This window comes from Agrobacterium sp. 10T429 (genome assembly GCF_056393925.1).
Genome location: NZ_JBFTGV010000001.1, coordinates 977,950 through 995,368 on the forward strand (window position 1 = coordinate 977,950; position 17,419 = coordinate 995,368).

Annotated in this window: 14 protein-coding genes; 8 read left to right on the forward strand and 6 right to left on the reverse strand. The window is 57.9% G+C overall.

Annotated elements, in window-relative coordinates; genetic code table 11:
* Positions 1–20 precede the first annotated feature (20 nt).
* On the reverse strand, positions 21–740 hold the full coding sequence (locus tag AC1DCP_RS04830) for a FadR/GntR family transcriptional regulator (RefSeq protein ID WP_174004091.1): 720 nt from the start codon (positions 738–740) through the stop codon (positions 21–23).
* A gap of 299 nt (positions 741–1,039) precedes the next feature.
* Here AC1DCP_RS04830 and AC1DCP_RS04835 point away from each other — a divergent pair, with 299 nt between their 5' ends.
* From AC1DCP_RS04835 to AC1DCP_RS04860, 6 genes are all read left to right on the forward strand, one after another.
* Positions 1,040–2,989: an ABC transporter substrate-binding protein gene (locus AC1DCP_RS04835; RefSeq protein ID WP_111790853.1), complete on the forward strand. Its 1,950-nt coding sequence runs from the start codon at positions 1,040–1,042 to the stop codon at positions 2,987–2,989.
* 120 nt (positions 2,990–3,109) lie between these two features.
* On the forward strand, positions 3,110–4,096 hold the full coding sequence (locus tag AC1DCP_RS04840; RefSeq protein WP_003517191.1) for an ABC transporter permease: 987 nt from the start codon (positions 3,110–3,112) through the stop codon (positions 4,094–4,096).
* A gap of 9 nt (positions 4,097–4,105) precedes the next feature.
* On the forward strand, positions 4,106–5,230 hold the full coding sequence (locus AC1DCP_RS04845; RefSeq protein ID WP_025591532.1) for an ABC transporter permease: 1,125 nt from the start codon (positions 4,106–4,108) through the stop codon (positions 5,228–5,230).
* 8 nt (positions 5,231–5,238) lie between these two features.
* On the forward strand, positions 5,239–6,963 hold the full coding sequence (locus tag AC1DCP_RS04850) for an ABC transporter ATP-binding protein (RefSeq protein ID WP_065660622.1): 1,725 nt from the start codon (positions 5,239–5,241) through the stop codon (positions 6,961–6,963).
* Between the two features lie 44 nt (positions 6,964–7,007).
* Positions 7,008–8,195 (forward strand): galactarate dehydratase, encoded by a 1,188-nt coding sequence (locus AC1DCP_RS04855; protein ID WP_013637437.1) that lies wholly within the window; start codon positions 7,008–7,010, stop codon positions 8,193–8,195.
* The gene (locus tag AC1DCP_RS04860) at positions 8,182–9,048 is read left to right on the forward strand and encodes an aldose 1-epimerase (RefSeq protein WP_065687595.1); all 867 of its coding nucleotides are present in this window, start codon (positions 8,182–8,184) and stop codon (positions 9,046–9,048) included. Before AC1DCP_RS04855 ends, AC1DCP_RS04860 begins: the two co-directional genes overlap by 14 nt.
* 354 nt (positions 9,049–9,402) lie before the next feature.
* On the opposite strand, the gene AC1DCP_RS04865 is transcribed toward AC1DCP_RS04860, so the two are convergent.
* The 3 genes from AC1DCP_RS04865 to AC1DCP_RS04875 are packed head-to-tail and all read right to left on the reverse strand — an operon-like array spanning position 9,403 to position 12,476.
* On the reverse strand, positions 9,403–10,068 hold the full coding sequence (locus AC1DCP_RS04865; protein ID WP_081308453.1) for a GNAT family N-acetyltransferase: 666 nt from the start codon (positions 10,066–10,068) through the stop codon (positions 9,403–9,405).
* Positions 10,034–11,194: a Gfo/Idh/MocA family protein gene (locus tag AC1DCP_RS04870; protein WP_013637440.1), complete on the reverse strand. Its 1,161-nt coding sequence runs from the start codon at positions 11,192–11,194 to the stop codon at positions 10,034–10,036. Before AC1DCP_RS04870 ends, AC1DCP_RS04865 begins: the two co-directional genes overlap by 35 nt.
* Positions 11,195–11,225: 31 nt before the next feature.
* Complete coding sequence (locus AC1DCP_RS04875; RefSeq protein WP_013637441.1) at positions 11,226–12,476, reverse strand: ROK family protein; 1,251 nt, start codon at positions 12,474–12,476, stop codon at positions 11,226–11,228.
* Between the two features lie 212 nt (positions 12,477–12,688).
* On the opposite strand from AC1DCP_RS04875, the gene AC1DCP_RS04880 reads away from it, so the two are divergent.
* Both AC1DCP_RS04880 and AC1DCP_RS04885 read left to right on the forward strand, forming a co-directional pair.
* Positions 12,689–13,648, forward strand: coding sequence for an extracellular solute-binding protein (locus AC1DCP_RS04880; RefSeq protein ID WP_065687596.1), 960 nt, complete (start codon positions 12,689–12,691; stop codon positions 13,646–13,648).
* Positions 13,645–15,105 carry an ABC transporter permease gene (locus AC1DCP_RS04885; RefSeq protein WP_476774149.1) on the forward strand — a complete coding sequence of 487 codons (1,461 nt, stop codon included), beginning with the start codon at positions 13,645–13,647 and terminating at the stop codon, positions 15,103–15,105. The genes AC1DCP_RS04880 and AC1DCP_RS04885 overlap by 4 nt, the downstream gene beginning before the upstream one ends.
* 38 nt (positions 15,106–15,143) lie before the next feature.
* Here the strand turns inward: AC1DCP_RS04885 and AC1DCP_RS04890 are convergent, their stop codons facing one another.
* Positions 15,144–15,791 carry an ATP-binding protein gene (locus AC1DCP_RS04890; RefSeq protein ID WP_476774150.1) on the reverse strand — a complete coding sequence of 216 codons (648 nt, stop codon included), beginning with the start codon at positions 15,789–15,791 and terminating at the stop codon, positions 15,144–15,146.
* Entirely contained in the window at positions 15,781–17,307 is a 1,527-nt protein-coding gene (gene istA, locus AC1DCP_RS04895; protein WP_476774151.1) for an IS21 family transposase, read from the reverse strand. The genes AC1DCP_RS04890 and istA overlap by 11 nt, the downstream gene beginning before the upstream one ends.
* Between the last annotated feature and the right edge of the window lie 112 nt (positions 17,308–17,419).

Consider the following 17,419-nt stretch of genomic DNA (forward strand, 5'->3'; position numbering starts at 1 on the left):
GAAATGTTGAAAAAACGGTTCTAGCTGCCGACGCCCTGAAACATGCGGGCACGGGCCTTTAGGATGTGATCTTTCATTGCGTCATGCGCGGCCTGTTCCTGGCGCGCAAAAATCGCTTCCACGATTGCCGTATGTTCGTTCTGTACCTCGCGCACATGTTGCGGCGTACGCTTGAGGCTGAGGCTGCGTGTCACCGACTGGCCGATCGCGAAATGCGGCTTGAACCATATCCGCACGGTGATGTGGAACTGGTTATGGCTCGCTTTAGCAATGGCTTCGTGCAGGGCAAAGTCCTCCTCCGCACCAAGATCGTTGCGCGCAAGACACTGTTCCAGCGCGGTAATGGCCTGTTCGATGCGGGCTTTGTCGGCAGCCTGCCAACTGCGTGCTGCAAGTTCGGCGGCTGCAGACTCAAGGCCGGACCGGAACTCGAAGAAACGCTGCACATCGGCAAGCGAGCCGACAGGAACCTGCTGCAACACGGATGAATCCGGCTGCTGGCGCACATAGGAGCCGGAACCTTTCTGCGAAACGATAAGCCCGTCGTTGCGCAGCCGCTCCAGCGCTTCGCGCACCACAGGCCGGGAAGCCCCGAACAGATAAGCCAGATTTTGCTCCGACGGCAACCGCTCGTTCACGGGAAACCGCCCATCAGAAATCATTCCGATGATCTTTTCGTAGATGATGTCGCTCAAGCGAGTCTCGCCTCGAGCGGCGGCGGATGCGGTTTGATTGTCCATCAGCAGCCCTTCCGTTGCAAATCGCTGAAGTTAATGGGTTTCCTGCATTTCAATCGCAACAGAAATACCGGGAATTTCATGAACGTGGTTACTGTCGTGCCGGTTCTTTCCTCAAACCTGATCGTGAAAACCGGCCTACGAATAAAAAATATGTAAAAATCTGTCAATACTTGTAATCATCTGAAAACGCCCATATGGTCTGCCCTGCCGGTGGAGGATCGGTGTGCTGGCTGGCCGGGAGGCTGTTGCGGTTCGGTGAAAGCTGTCTCGCTGCCGGTGATTTTTTGGGAGGATAGTCGATGCGCGATGGCGATAAATTTTCACTGGGCTTGACGCGCCGAACCTTTATGGCTGGGCTTGGCGGCGTCGCCGCCGTGTCCGTCATCGGGAGCTCGGCCCTGGCTGCTGCCGGCAAGGAAGCGCCGGAACTGGCAGCCCTGGTAAAAGACGGCAAACTGCCGCCGTTGGCGGAACGTCTGCCAAAAAATCCGATGGTGGTAACGCCGCATGAAAAGATCGGCACCTATGGCGGCACATTGCGCCGCGGCCTGCGCGGTTCGTCGGACCATAACGGCATCCTGCGCATGGTCGGCAACCAGGGGCTGGTGCGCTGGAACATGGACTTCACCGAAGTTCTGCCCAACCTTGCCGAGAAATGGGAGGTCAATGACGACGCCTCGCAGTTCACCTTCCATCTGTTGCAGGGCGCGAAATGGTCTGATGGACATCCCTTTACCGCAGATGACGTGGTGTTCGCCATCGAGGACTGCATCAAGAACAAGGAGCTTTACAGCGCTACCCCGGCGCAACTCTCCGTCGCCGGTAAGGCGGTCGATGTCGAGAAAGTTGATGATTTCACGGTCAGGTTCAAATTCGCAGCGCCAAACGCGCTCTATCTGGAAAACCTCGCCACGCCGCTCGGCCAGCATCCGACGCTGTTTGCCAAGCATTATTGCAGCAAGTTCCTGCCGAAATACAACACGGCGCTCGATGCCGACGTCAAGGCGGCTGGCGTGTCCAGCTGGACGGAACTGTTCCGCGCCAAGTGCGGCGACATCGAAATTCCGTCGCGCTGGTCGAATGTCGACAAGCCGACGCTCGACCCATGGGTGGTCAAGGAACCCTATTCCGGCGGCGCGACCCGTGTGGTCATGACACGCAATCCTTACTTCTGGCAGGTCGATACGGAAGGCAACCAGCTTCCCTATATCAACGAAGTCAATTTCGGCATTTCGCAGGATGTCGAATCGTTGATGCTGAACGTCATCTCCGGCAAGATCGACATTCAGGAACGCCATATCAGCGTTCTCGCCAACAAGCCGACGCTGTCGCAGAACATGAAAAAGGGCGATTACCGTCTGTTGACGCTGGTGCCATCGGCTTCGCAGCAGTGCCAGATCTACCTCAACATCACCCACAAAGACCCTGAGATGCGCAAGATGTTCGGCGACAAGTCGTTCCGTCAGGCGCTGTCTATCGCGCTCAACCGCCAGGAAATCATCGACATCGTCTATTTCGGCCAGAGCGAGGGCTATCAGGCCGGGCCGCGCCCGACACATCCCTGGTATCACGAAAAGCTGGCGCGTCAGAACACCGAATACGATGTCGCCAAGGCGAACGATCTTCTCGACAAGGCCGGCTACGACAAGAAGAACGGCAACGGCATGCGGCTCCGGCCCGACGGCCAGCCGATTTTCTTTTCGATCGATGTGATCCCGACACTCTATCCCGATCTGGTCGATGCGCTGGAACTGGTGAAGGCGCAGTGGGCGCAAATCGGCGTCGATATCAAGGTCAACACCATTGAGCGCGCGCTGTACTACACACGCGGCGATGATAACGCCCATGATGCGGCGGTCTGGCCGGGTCCGGGCGGTCTCGATCCGATGCTCGACCCGCGTGACTTCTTCGCGTTCCACCCGCAGGGGTCGCGCTACGCCATTCCGTGGGCGCTTTGGTACACATCCAACGGGCAGAAGGGGGAAGAGCCGCCGGAAAGCCAGAAGAAGCGCTTCAAACTGTTCGATGAAGCGCGTTCGACGGCCGACCTTGTCAAGCGCGGCGAGAAGATGAAGGAAATCTTCGATATCGCGGCCGACGAGTTCGAGACGATCGGTCTTTGCCTTGCCGTTGGTGGTTTCGGTATCATCCGCAACAACCTTCGCAACGTGCCGGAGAAAGAACCCGACAGCTGGTCATGGCCCAACCCCGGCCCGGCGTTGCCGCAACAGTTCACCTTCACAAGCTGACACCGCCACATGGGCGCCGCTTCATCAACGCGGCGGCGCCTCTCAGGTTGTTTCGACCACCCGAAAGCCGTCTCGTAGTGGATGGCGGCGCGTGTGGTAAAACGTGATTGCGAGAACGTTATGCTGCTATTTATCGTAAAACGCCTGCTGTGGATGATACCGTCCCTGTTCGCCGTCAGTTTTCTTGCCTTTGTACTGATCCAGCTGCCACCCGGTGACTACGTGACGACTTACATCGCCACGCTTGCTGCGTCCAACGAAGTCATAGACCACAATACGGCGGCGCAACTGCGAGAGCGCTTCGGGCTCGATGACCCGATGATCGTGCAATATCTCAAATGGATATGGGGCATCATCAGTCGCGGCGATTTTGGCATCTCGTTCGAATGGCAGCAGCCCGTTTCCGGCCTCATCTGGGAGCGCATGGCGCTGACGCTGGTTCTGGCCATAGCAAGCCTTCTCGCAACCTGGGCCATAGCACTTCCGATCGGCGTCTTCTCCGCCGTGCGCAAATATTCAATCGGCGATTATCTTTTTACCGCCTTCTCCTTTTTCGGCCTGTCCATACCGTCATTCCTACTGGCGCTGGTGCTGATGTATGTCGCGGCGGTGGAATTTGGGGCCGATGTCGGAGGGCTGTTTTCGGCGGAGTACGAGACTGCCTCGTGGAGCATCGCCAAGATGATGGATCTGATGGCCCACATCTGGCTACCAGTTGCGATCCTCGCGGTGTCCTCCACGGCAAGCCTCATCCGCGTCATGCGCGCAAACATGCTGGACGAATTACCCAAACCCTACGTGACAACCGCGCGCGCAAAGGGATTGTCCGAGTTCCGGCTGCTGACGAAATATCCTTTGAGAATTGCGCTCAACCCATTCATTTCCACGATTGCATGGCTGTTGCCCAATCTCATTTCAGGCTCGGTTGTGGTTGCTATCGTGCTCAATCTGCCGACGGCCGCGCCGCTGCTTTTGCAGTCGCTGATGGCGCAGGACATGTATCTCGCCGGCGCCTTTGTGCTTTTGATCTGCGGATTGACGTTGATCGGATCGCTCATCAGCGACATCCTTCTTGCGCTGGTCGATCCGCGCATCCGTCTCGAATAGGAGGGCGCCATGAGCGATATCGCCATCACCACCAATACCCGGCCGGACCGCGCTGCCGTCGCCTCGCAATGGCAACTGATCTGGTGGGCGTTCAAGCGCCACAGGCTGGCCATGGCCGCCCTGTTCGTCACCATCGCAATGTATATCGTCGCGCTTTTGCCAGGTTTCTTCGCCATCAACGATCCGGTTCTGCAGAATGCGCGCGCCACCTTCCATCCGCCGCAACGTGTGCATTTCATCGATACGACGGACGGCCTCTCGCTTGGTCTGCACTATTATCCGCTGAAGCTGACGCGTGATCCTGAAACGCTGGCGGCGGTGTTCGTCGAAGATACGGCCAAGAAAATCCCGATCCAGCTATTCGGTCGCGGCTACGAATATTCGGTGCTCGGCCTGTTCACCACGGATATCCATCTGCTGGCCTCGACCGACAAGACCCGACCGCTCTTCCTTTTCGGCGCGGATCGCCTTGGCCGTGATGTGTTTAGCCGGGTAATACAGGGCTCGCAGATTTCGCTGTCCATCGGTCTCGTCGGCGTGTTTTTCTCGCTGCTTCTCGGTGTCGTTCTGGGCGGTATCTCCGGTTATTACGGAGGCCGCATCGATTTTGTCATGCAGCGCGTCATCGACTTCGTTTTGTCGCTGCCGACCATTCCCATCTGGCTGGCGCTTGCCGCTGCCCTGCCGCAGGGTTGGCCGGCAACGCTGCAATATATGATGATCACCATCATCCTGTCCTTGACCGGCTGGGCGCAGCTTGCCCGCGTCGTGCGCGGCAGGTTCCTTTCACTGAGGACGGAAGAGTTCGTGGCGGCAGCCCGGCTGGATGGCGTGCCGGAAGGGCGCATCATTTTCCGCCATATGCTGCCGAGTTTTTCGAGCCACATCATCGCCTCGGTCACGCTTGCGGTTCCGGCGATGATCCTTGCGGAAACCTCGCTGTCCTTCCTCGGTCTTGGCCTCCAGCCGCCGACCATTTCCTGGGGCGTTCTGCTTCGCGAGGCGCAGAATATTCGCTCGATCGCAACCGCGCCGTGGCTGTTCCTGCCCGGCGTGGCTGTTGTCGTTGCCGTCATGGCGCTCAATCTGCTCGGTGACGGTCTGCGTGACGCAGCCGACCCCTATAACAAGTGAGGCCCCGGATGAGCGATATTCTCTCCATGAAGCCAGACCGACCGCTGCTTGACGTCCGCAATCTGGTCACCGAATTTCCCGTGCGAAACGGCATTTTCCGCGCCGTAAACGATCTGTCTTTTTCCATCGATCCCGGCAAGACGCTCTGCGTTGTGGGCGAAAGCGGTTCCGGCAAATCCGTCACCGCCCGCTCGATCCTGCAGATCATCGACAGCCCCGGTTACATCGCTTCCGGGTCGATCATCCTCAACCGTGCCGACGGCACGTCGCTGGATCTCGCAAAGCTCGATCCGCGCAGCCGGGCCATCCGCTCGGTGCGCGGCGCAGACATCGCAATGATTTTTCAAGAGCCGATGTCGTCGCTGTCGCCGGTGCATACCGTCGGTGATCAGATCACCGAAGTTCTGCGGCTGCACTTGAAGATGAGCAAGGCGCAGGCACGGGCGGAAGCCATCGAGCTGCTGCGACAGGTGGAAATTCCTAACCCCGAAAAGGCGCTGGATCGTTATGCCTTCCAATATTCCGGCGGCATGCGCCAGCGCGCCATGATCGCCATGGCGCTGGCCTGCAAACCGCAACTGTTGATCGCCGACGAACCGACAACCGCGCTGGACGTCACGACGCAGGCCGAAATCCTCGACCTGATATCGCGGCTGCAAAAGGCGCATGGCATGGCGGTGCTGTTCATCACCCACGACATGGGCGTGGTGGCGCAGATTGCCGATGACGTGCTGGTCATGCATCACGGCGTCGCCAAGGAATATGGCACTGTCGATGAAATATTCCACAATCCGCAAGACCCCTATACGCGTATGCTGATCGGCTCGGTTCTGAAGCTGGAGCAGAAGGCGGAAATCCGGCTGGCCCGCCCGCCGCTCGATCTTGCCGCGGCGCCTATCCTGGAAGTGGACGACCTCTCGATGCACTTCGGTGAGATGAAGGCGCTGGATGGCGTGTCGATCAAGCTGCTTCCGGGCGAAACGCTCGGCATCGTCGGCGAAAGCGGCTCCGGCAAGACCACCATGGGCCGCTCGATCATGCGCCTCTACGATCCGACCGGGGGCGAGATGCGCTATCGCCGGGCGGATGGCACGGTGGTCGATCTTGCCAAAATCGAAGGTGCGGAGCTGAAAGCGGCCCGGCGTGAGTTGCGCATGGTTTTTCAGGATCCGTTCGGTTCGCTCAATCCGCGCATGACGGTGGCACAGGTCATCGGCGAGCCGCTGCTGGTCAACGGCATTGCGAAAGGCAAGGAACTGGATGAGCGCGTCTGCGCCCTGATGGAGCAGGTGGGTCTGGACCCTGCCGGACGTGAGCGTTATCCACACGCCTTTTCCGGCGGCCAGCGCCAGCGCATCGGTATCGCCCGCGCCATCACGCTCCGGCCGCGCATCATCGTTGCGGATGAGGCGACGTCGGCGCTCGATGTTTCGGTGCGTTTCCAGGTGCTGGACCTGCTCATGCGGCTGCAGGACGAACTTGGCCTGGCTTACATCTTCATCAGCCATGACATCGGCGTCATCAGATACATGTGCGACCGCGTCGGAGTGATGTATCGCGGCAAGCTTGTTGAGGTGGGAGACGCCGAAAAAGTCTGCAACGCACCGGATCACCCTTATACGCAGGCACTTCTGTCGGCCATTCCGCGCCCGGATCCGCGCGACCGCGACCGCACGAGAAGGTTCCGCTACGTCGAGCCGCCCGAGATCAAGAACGGAGCTGCTGCCAGATAACAGCGCGGCTGTTGCTTCTCGCAATTCAAGAGGAAGACCAAAGCATGAAAATCGATCGCATGCGGGTATTCGTTACCCGCGACAAGGACCGCCCCCGCGTTATCGTCGCTCTCGATACCGATGACGGTTTGACCGGCTGGGGCGAATGCTACAATCACGGCCCCGATCTCGCATTGCCCCCGGTTCTGGATTACCTCTACGGCTTCCTTGCCGGGCAGGATCCGACTCGGGTCGAGTATCTCTACAATCTCCTCCTCCAACAAAACCGCTTTCCGCCCGGAGCACTTGGTCTTTCGGCAATCTCAGCGCTTGACCATTGCCTCTGGGACCTTGCCGCCAAGGCGGCAGGCGTGCCTGTGTACAAGCTTCTGGGCGGCGAAGTGCGTGACCGTATCAAGGTTTACGCCGGCGTCTACACGGCACCGGATGCACCGGCGGCAAGGGAGGAATTCGATCGTCTCAACGAAGACTGGGGGTTCACAGCCTTCAAGCTAAGCCCATGGCGCGTCGATATTCACGCCCATCGCTGGGGTGAGGTGGTGCGCAGTTCGGCMGAATATTTCCGCTCGCTTCGCGAAACGGTGCGGCCCGACTACGATATTGCCTTCGACGCGCATGCCAAGATTTTCGAGCCTGCCGCCGCTCGTCAACTGGGCAATGCGCTTGCCCCTTATGATCCGCTATTTTTCGAAGAGCCGTTGCGTCCGGAAAATATCGAGATGTGGGGAGACCTGAAGCAGGGGCTGAACTGCACGCTGGCAACGGGTGAAAGTCTTTACAATCGCAATGACTTCCTGCGTCTTCTGCAAGTCCGGGGCGCCGATATCATTCAACCCGACATCTGCGTTGTCGGTGGTATTTCCGAAATGCGCCGCATCGCCACGCTGGCAGAGGCGCATTTCGTCAGCATCGCGCCGCACAACCCGATGGGGCCGCTCGCCACCGCCGTCAACGTGCATTTCTCCGCCGCCCAGCAGAATTTCCGTATTCTTGAATACAGGCTGCCGAAGGGGCAGTGCTATGTTTATGGTGGCACTGACCTCGAAAAACGCGAGGATGAAACGCGCTATGTTGTCGACCCTTATCTGCCAAAGGATGGATACCTGGAACTGAGGCCGGACCGACCGGGTTGGGGAGTCGAGATGGATGAAAAGGCCATGCAGGAAGATGGCTATGTTCACTGGCAGCGACGCGTGCCGAAACGGCCTGATGGCTCATATGCTTTTGCCTGAAACGGTTACGATTGCCTTCAGGCAGCTTTCGGCCCGCCTCCGCCCTTCCTGGGGTGGAAGGATGACGCATCTGCACCACGAGGATCACGGCGATATTCTGGTGCCGACAGCGGGGGAGTCTTTTGACCCGTTGAACTGGCCGAGGGCAGGTGCCTATCCGCTCATTCCTTACCACAACAGGTTATATGGCAGCTCATTCGTTCACGCGGATATCCGGCACGACCTTCTTCCACATCCCGCCCTTTCGCCTGATGCCATGCATGGACCTGCTCACCGACGATCGTGGGATATTTCCAGCCTGGCGGCCGATCAGTGCACGCTGGTGCTTGACTATAAGGCGGATGCTGAGTGGCCATTTTCCTTCCGCGCTGAACAATCTTTTTTGCTTGAAAGCAACCGTTTGACGGTGGAATTGTCGATAACCAATCTGGAAAACCGGCCTGTGCCGGTTTCGCTTGGCTGGCATCCCTATTTTGCGGCAGAATTGGCCTCCGACGCCAGCACCGATGCCAAACTGCAATATCCCCTCGATGTGCAGAACGTGCCAACCGGCCAGCAAGCGGTGCCCCGCTCGAAACCTCCCATTCCTGCTATGACGGGATACACCTTGCACTTCACCGACTGGTCATATGCGCGCATCGGTTTTGACAGTTTTTCACTGTTGCTCGAGGCGGATCCCGTTTTTAGCAATCTCGCTGCCCACCGTATGGACCGCTATCTTTGTCTTGAGCCCGTTTCCATGGTCGCCGGAGCGCTTGGCTTACCGGAACCAGAGCGAAATGGCAGCGGCGTCGAAACGATCTCGCCCGGTCAACGACTGTCTGGGTGTATCAGGCTTTCTATTGAAAGTTGACAGGGGCGTAGGTGCCTCACTCCCATGATGCTGATGGTCGGATTGCATGACCTCAACAATGCGCTGAACACCTAAACGAAATTCATCAATAATTTTCGTTTGAGTCCATTCCACTGTGTTTCTAAGCCAATGGAACTGCGCCAAAAAGTCTGACAACAAATGACGTGCGGCAGGTTCGTACCCCCTCAGGGCGAAAAGACACTTTGTCGCAAAACGGAGTGGACTATAAAAGCCAGCTCGCCATGAAAATCATTTCTGGAAAAGTTTTGGTTATCCTCGAGCTTCGACAAAAGAAAACAAAAGGCGCTACAGCTTGAAGAGCGACGTTAGAAATCGCGACGCGCTTTAAGTATTTTATTCAGTCAGCCGCTTCGCCATCACGATCGATGGTGTCCGGTCAATTTCCACAAAGCCGAATTTGGCGTAAAATGCTACGACCTTTTCGTTATACTGATTAACGCCTAGATGGACGCCTCTTACGTCAGACCTCGTTAAAGAATCCAGTTGATGTCGCAGTAGCGACGACCCATGGCCGCCATTTTGGATCTCAGGCAGAAGATTGATATGCAGATGGGCGGGGTAGGGCCGCGTGACCTCAGCCGGGGTCTTTCTTGCGCTTCGAATATAGGAAAGAACGTTGTCATCCTCTACTGTCCGTGTTTCGAAATCGCGGAGCTCTTCCAGCAAGGACGGCCACCATGCGGCCTCGAGCCAATTTTCATAGGCAATCGTATCGGGTGCGGCGACACAGTAGCCCATGACGACGTCATCCTTCGTCAGCACGAATGCAGTTTCTGTGCAGAAGCGGACATAGGGCAGCGCCCATAAAAGTCCGGGAAGTCTCGGGTCAGAGTAGTATTGTGATCCGTCTTTGCCTCGATCTGAAGTGCGCACACATATGTCGAGGATCGCCGTCTCATCGGACGGTCGGGCGTTGCGGATGGTAACGGATGATAAAGACGCTGGCATGGTCATAATCGCGGCCTCAGGCAGCCACATGAGGGGTGCGAAGCGCGTCATCGAAGCGCTGCCAGGTTTCAGCAAGCTCGATGGTGCGCCGGACACGGCGTGCCTCATCGATCTTGATCGCGACGAGCCCCGCTTCCAAGGCTGAGACGATATTGACGGGCAGCGGAGAGGCCTCGGTCAGATGCCTGTAGATATCCGAGGCCATCTGATCATCTGCGCCATAGTGATCGCTTTCGTGCCCCTCGTAACGCCGCTCGACTAGCTTTTCGCCTGTTATTGCAGAGTGCACCTCGAAGCGATTGCGGATGAAATCGCCTTCGGCCATTCCCTTGCTACCGATCACGCAGAAGCGGCGAAACTGATCTGGAACGTTGAGATTGGTATGAAACGTCATCGTCGCCCCGCCATTATATTCGATAATCGCGGTCTGATAGTCGATAATATCGCCGTCACTCTCAAACACTGCGCCACCCTCTAGCCAGCCGCTCGGCTTTTTATAGAATTCCCGCTGTTGAAACGCGGAGAACTGATCCGGCTTGTTTTCCGCGATAAACGACTTTCGGCCGCCGAAGCTGGCAACGGCCATCGCCCGCTGCCCAACAACGCTGCCATAGAGGTCGAGATCGTGGCAGCATTTCTCCAAGATAAACGGCCCGGCATAGCGCGTATGCCGTCGCCAGTCCCGCATGAAGAATGCTCCGTGGTAGGGTGCGATATGCTCGGATGCCTCAATCGACGTGATGGCGCCGATTTGACCTTGCGTCTGCGCTGCGCGCAGATCCCGATAAAGGTCAGAGTACCGCAGAACTAGCCCCACGATAACGCTTTCATCGCCATATTCGGCAAGCAGACGCGCCAACGTCATCGTCTGGTTTTCGTCGATCACCACCGGCTTCTCCGTGAAAACCCGCACGCCTGCGCGCAATCCCGCGGTGATATGTTCCAGATGGAAAAGATTGGGCGAGCCGACCATAAGAAGATCCGGCTTCGTCTGCGTCAGCATAGCCTCGATGGTATCGAAACGTCGCGGCGCCGCCATGCCTGCGGACTGAATGGCTGGCAGCCCAGCAGGCTGCGGGTCCATCAAGCCGACAATTTCCAGTTCAGGGCAGGCCTTGCGGAAGGAGGCAATGACATTGGCAAGCCGAAAGCCGAGCCCGGCAATTGCGATTTTCATGTTTTAGTCCTGTCGGCAAGAGTCATGTAAATCAGGATGACGTGTCGTCATCCGTTGGCGCGCCTGCGACCCGATCGAAGCGTCTTTCGAAATCGATCGTCTGGCTGCGTCCGCGCATGGATGAGAGGCGCCTGAAGTCTGGGCTGCCATGGGCAATCACAGGTAGCATGGCAGCGCCGATCGCGGCGGCCTCCGGCCCTAGAGCGCCAGCACACAGCCGGGGAATTTCGCGGTGGCTTCGGGCGCTGACTGACGGCAAAAGGGGATAGGCCCGGTCGATCAGGGAATTGATGAGCGCTGGTGGAAAGTGCCCTCCAACCACGATGGTCTGCGGGTCCATGATGTTTTCAAGCAGCGACACCAGCAACCGCAGGCGCTTCGAATTGAGATCGAGCCATCGCATCAGAATACTGTCGCGTTGAGCGTAAAGTTTCTCCAATGCCCCAGGCCGCGCAATCTCCCTGCTTTCGCACGACAGCATCGCTGCAAGCTCGTCGATCGAAAACGGTGTCTGTTTCCCCGCATCTGGATTGGCAAGTTCCGCCGGCCATGTCAGGAGACCGATTTCTCCGGCATTGTTCCAAAATCCCTGGAGCGGCATGCTGTCATTGATAATGCCTGCCCCAAGTCCGTGCCCGACGAAAATATGGACGTAGTGGCTCAGTCCTCCCGCACTTCCCACCCTCAGTTCGGCAACTGCTGCGGCTGTGGCGTCATTCTCGATGATGGTGGGGAGGCCACATGCATCTTCGATGGCTTCCGCCACCGGCATACGGCTCCACGCATCCCAACCCGGCGGGCCGACGGGATGTTCGAATTCCGCCTCCTGCAATGTGGGCATCGCGATGCCGATGCCCCAGGCGGGACGATCCACGGTAACCGACCGCAGACGCTGTGTCATATCGGCGATGGCACGGATGGTGTCGGATGGATCTTCGAGCGATGCGGATGCGGTTTCGCGACCCAACTCCCGCCCCGCCAGATCGCAGACGATGCCCAGAAGCCCGTCGCGATCCACGTGAATACCCAGGCAGCAACCGGCCTCGGCTCTGACCCACATCTTCTTTTGCGGCGCACCGCGCGCGCCCTCTTGTTGGATGGTTTCCACAACCACTGAACGGTCTATCAGGTCCTTGCAGATATTGGACATGGTTTGTGGCTTCAAGCCTGTCACATCAACAAGGTCACGCCGGCTTATGCCATTGCCAGATCGGATCAGATCGAAAACGAGGCGACGGTTGTAGCGGCCGGAATATGTGTGATTGCTGCCCATCAAGCTCATCGGGGCCAATTCCTATTTAATAAATTAAATGGAATTTATCAGTCCAGCCTATGGGCGTCAAGCAGTTCACAATGCAGATAATCTCAGCCTTCAGTCATAATCCTGTAACGCAAGGACCGTAATTCCCAAGAAAAGGCGGCTTGATTTTTAATCTGGTAAATGGATTAATAGGGTCGCCTTCTTCTCAGTGACTTTAAAAAGGGAACATAGTCATGCTGAAATGGACCTTGCGGCGTATCATAGCGGGCGCGTTGGCGTCGGCGTCGATCATCAGTGTTGCGAATGCCGGAGAACTGGTGGTCTACACCGCTCATGGGGAGGCGACATCTGCTCCCATCCTCGACGCTTTTGCCAAGGAAAATCCGGATGTGAAGGTGACCGTCGTGCGCGGCGGTACTGGCGAGCTGATCGAGCGTCTGCGTGCAGAAGGTGGCAATTCCTCGGCAGACGTCATGTGGGGCGGACCGACGCAGACCTTCGAAGAAAATGCAGCGCTCTTCCAATCGTTCGAAAGCAAGTCCGACGCCGACATGGTGACGACCGATCCCAATCACATCTGGCATCCGTTCACGGTGCTGCTGCAGCCGCTGGTCGTCAGCACCAAACGCGTCGAGGCCGGCTCCATACCCAGGACGCAGAAAGATCTCGTCTCACAGGACTTCGCAAAGAACGGTGGCCTGATTATTCCAGACCCTGCAAAATCCGGCACCGGCTATGTCATTCTTTCCGCTCTTGCTGGCAATTTCGGTTGGGATTTCGTCGGTCAAATGGCCAAGGGTGCGCGCATTGCTCCCGGTTCCGATGACGCCTTCAACGCCGTACGCGACGGTGAAGCAGCAGTTGGCTGGATTAACGAGGATCTGGGTTCCAAGTGGAAGGCTCAAGGTCTGCCGATCGAAATCGTCTATCCGACCGATGCGGTTACCGGCCAGATCGATGCGCAAGCCATAGTCAATGGCGCGCAGCACATCGAAGACGCCAAGAGCTTCATCGATTTCCTCGGCAGCAAGACGGCGCATGAAATTGTTCGCGACGCCACCGTTCGACGCTCGGCACGCAAGGATGTAACGCCTCCCGCCGCTCTGCCTGACATGGCTACGCTCACAATCGTATCCGCTGTCGATCCGCGCCCTGTGGTCGTGGCTCGCTTTCAGGAGCTTCGCGGAAAATGAAGGTGCTGCGCGACAATTGGCTGATATTTTCAATCGTCGCGCTCGTGCTCTGCGGCCTGACGATTGTTGTCCCGCAGGTTCGCCTCATGGCCGCCTCCCTCCTGGAGGAGGGCGGCCGTTTTACTCTTCTGCATAATAAAGACGGCTTGCAATTCGTCCCGGAAATGACCGCCCGATACAGCGTTGCTAAACTTTCTGACGGCGTTGCGATAACGCTGAGTTCGACTGACAGTCTGACTGTAGATGTCCAGGATGACCGAACGCTGCGCCTCTCTTCGCAAGAGCCGATTTCGGTTGGTAAGGACGAGGCAGGTTTACTTGAACTCGATCTGGGCTCGGCTCGGTTCACGCTTTCGCAGCAGGCGCCCCGGGGGCTATTCGCGACAACTTCACCAGCCCCCTTAGATATCAACGCGCAGTCGCTCAACACTGTCCTGCTCTCACATGCCGCGAACGCCTACATCACCTTCGAAAACAAATCGCTGTCGCTCTCTGCTGTCCACTATACCGACTTCTTTACACGCTCGGAAACCCTTTCCGCCACGGTAAACAGCCTGCTGATCGCGTTGACGTCCACCGGACTTGCCGCTTTGATCGGCGTATCGCTGGCTTATCTTATCGCACGTTACCGGGTCGCGGGCAGCACTGCTATCGTCTTTCTTGTCACTATGGCGTCCGTGTCTCCACCATTTCTGGGGGCATACGCCTGGCGCTTGCTTCTGGGACGAAACGGCGTTCTGACCAACTATCTCGGCCTCGATGTCTCGATTGTCGGCTTGCATGGCGTCATTTGGGTCATCACCTGGCTGGTCTTTCCAATCATCTTTCTGCTCAGCCACAGCTCGTTTCAGAGTTTGGACGCTGGCCATATCGAGGCAGCGGAAAGCCTTGGTGCCAAGCCGCCTCGTGTGCGCATGACGGTCGAAATTCCGCTGGCACTCCCCGGCATCATCACCGGTCTCTATCTGGCAACGATGGCAGCCCTGTCTGACTTCGGAACGCCGCGCATCATTGGCCTCGATGTCAACGCACTGCCGGTTCTGATCTATACGTCCTTCCTGAGTGAGGCAGGACGCAATCCGGCGCTTGCGGCCACAGGATCGATTGTGCTCATCACCATCTCGAGCCTGTTCCTCATGGCGCAGCAAATCTATTTGGCGCGACGCGGTTTTGCCGTGGTGTCGTCGCGGGCGCTGGAACGCAAGCCGCTATCGCCTCTTGCTCATGTCACAGTGCTTGGCGCGGTCATCATTGCCCTTCTCATGGCATTCACGCCCCACCTGACGGTGCTGGTTTCCAGCTTCATGGAATGGCGGGTCGGCCTACCCAGGGCGAACTTTACGCTGGAAAACTACGCCACTATGTGGCGCACCGGCATGGGGCCGGCTTGGGTGACCTTGTCGCTTGGTATTGCCGGAACGCTGGCGGCAACAGCAATCGGTGTTGATTTCCACTGAGAGCTGACCCGGCGTTTCCACCGAGAATTGACCCGCCTTTAGGTATCGTTCGCGTTGTTGGTCGGGGTCAAGCTCCTGCGTTTCTCCTTTGATGTTTTGGGCTGATGGGCCGAGCTGTTCTTGAAGCGGAAGCGCGCCCCTCCAGAGGCGCTGAATGGCAGGTATCCCAGCTCGTCGAGAATGACGAGATCGGAGTGAACGAGCCGATTGGCGATCTGTCCCGACTTGCCTTGCGCCTTCTCTTGCTCAAGCGCGTTGACCAGTTCGACCGTCGAGAAGAACCTCACTCGCTTGTGGTGATGCTCAATGGCCTGAATGCCGAGCGCGGTGGCAATGTGCGTCTTGCCCGTGCCAGGTCCGCCGACCAGGACGATATTGTTGGCGTCATCGAGGAAGTCACAGCGATGGAGTTGCTGCACGAGAGCCTCGTTGATCTCGCTGCTGGTAAAGTCGAAGCCGTTCAGATCACGGTAGGCCGGAAAGCGTGCTGTCTTGAGTTGATAGGCCGTTGATCGAACCTCGCGCTCCGCCGTCTCTGCCTTGAGAAGCTGCGACAGGATCGGAAGGGCAGCCTCGAACGCGGGTGACCCCTGCTCAGTAAGCTCTCCGACTGCCTGGGCCATGCCATGCATCTTCAACTGCCGCAGCATGATGACGATCGCGCCGCTTGCTGGATTATGACGCATGGCGAGCCTCCGTCTTTCTCAAGGTATCGTATCGTTCAACATTGGCCTTGGGTTCATTGGTGAGCGTCAGTGCCTGAGGGGCATCGAGGGTCGGCGGCGTGAAGGATTTACCGTCAACGAGCCGATGCAGCAGGTTCAGCACATGCGTCTTGGTCGGAACGCCAGACTTCAGCGCCATGTCGACGGCCGACAGCACGGCTTGTTCGTCGTGCTGAAGGACGAGGGCCAGGATATCGACCATCTCTCGATCGCCACCCGGCTTCTTGAGCAGGTATTGCTGCAAGGTCCGGAATGCATCGGGGAGCTCAATGAACGGTGCGCCGTTGCGAAGAGCACCGGGCTTACGCTGCACCACCGCTAGATAGTGACGCCAGTCATAGATGGTCTGTCCTGGACGATCATGGGAACGATCGATGACGCGACGGTGCTCGCAGACGATCTGGCCTTCTGCGGCAACCACGATCCGATCCGGATAGACCCGGAGGCTCACCGGTCGATTGGCGAAGGATGCCGGAACGCTGTAGCGATTACGCTCCAGATGCACGAGGCAGGTAGGCGTGACCCGTTTCGTATATTCGACGAACCCGTCGAACGGCCTGGAGAGCGGCATGAGAGCCGGAACTTCCTCTGCCCAGATGTCGGCAATAGTGCCACGCAACTGACCGTGGGGTGTCTTGGCCCAGAACTCCTTGCAACGCTCCTCGAGCCAATCGTTCAGGGCCTCGAGTGATGGAAAGCGCGGGATCGGCTGAAAGAAGCGATGACGTGCATCCTGCACGTTCTTCTCGACCTGTCCCTTCTCCCAGCCGGAAGCCGGATTGCAGAACTCGGGTTCGAACACATAATGGCGGGCCATCGCCATGAAGCGGACGTTGACGTCGCGCTCTTTGCCACGACCGACCTTGTCGATCGCCGTGCGCATGTTGTCGTAGATGCCGCGACCAGGAATGCCACCGAAGACACGGAAGGCATGGTTGTGGGCATCGAACAGCATCTCGTGCGTCTGCAGGAGGTATGCCCGGACGATGAAGGCCCTGGAGTAGCTCAGCTTCGTGTGGGCGATCTGCAGCTTGGTGCGCTCATTGCCGATGATCGCCCAGTCCTCCGACCAGTCGAACTGGAAGGCCTCGCCTGGTTCGAACGCCAGGGGCACAAAAGTCCCGCGGCCCGTCGTCTGCAATTCCCTCTGACGATCATCGCGCCATTCCCGCGCAAATGCCGCCACACGATTGTAGGACCCCTCATAGCCGAGGCTGACAAGATCAGCGTGTAGCTGCTTCATCGTCCGCTTCTGCTTGCGGCCTTTCTTCGACTCCGTCTTCAGCCAGGCCGATAGCCGATCTGCGAACGGATCAAGTTTGCTCGGCCTCTCCGGCACGTTGAACTTCGGCTCTACGCCGCCGGCTCGCAGATATTTGCGGATGGTATTCCGGGATAAGCCAGTCCTGCGGCAAATCTCCCGGATCGATAAATGCTCTCTAAAATGCCAGCGTCGGATCACGCTCAGTAACGCCATGTCGATCACTCCAGGGCCCCCGCTGAAAACATGCGAGGGACGGTTGAAACATGGGTCAATTCTCAATGGAAATATCAGGCTGCGCCGGGTCAGCTCTCAGTGGAAATCAACA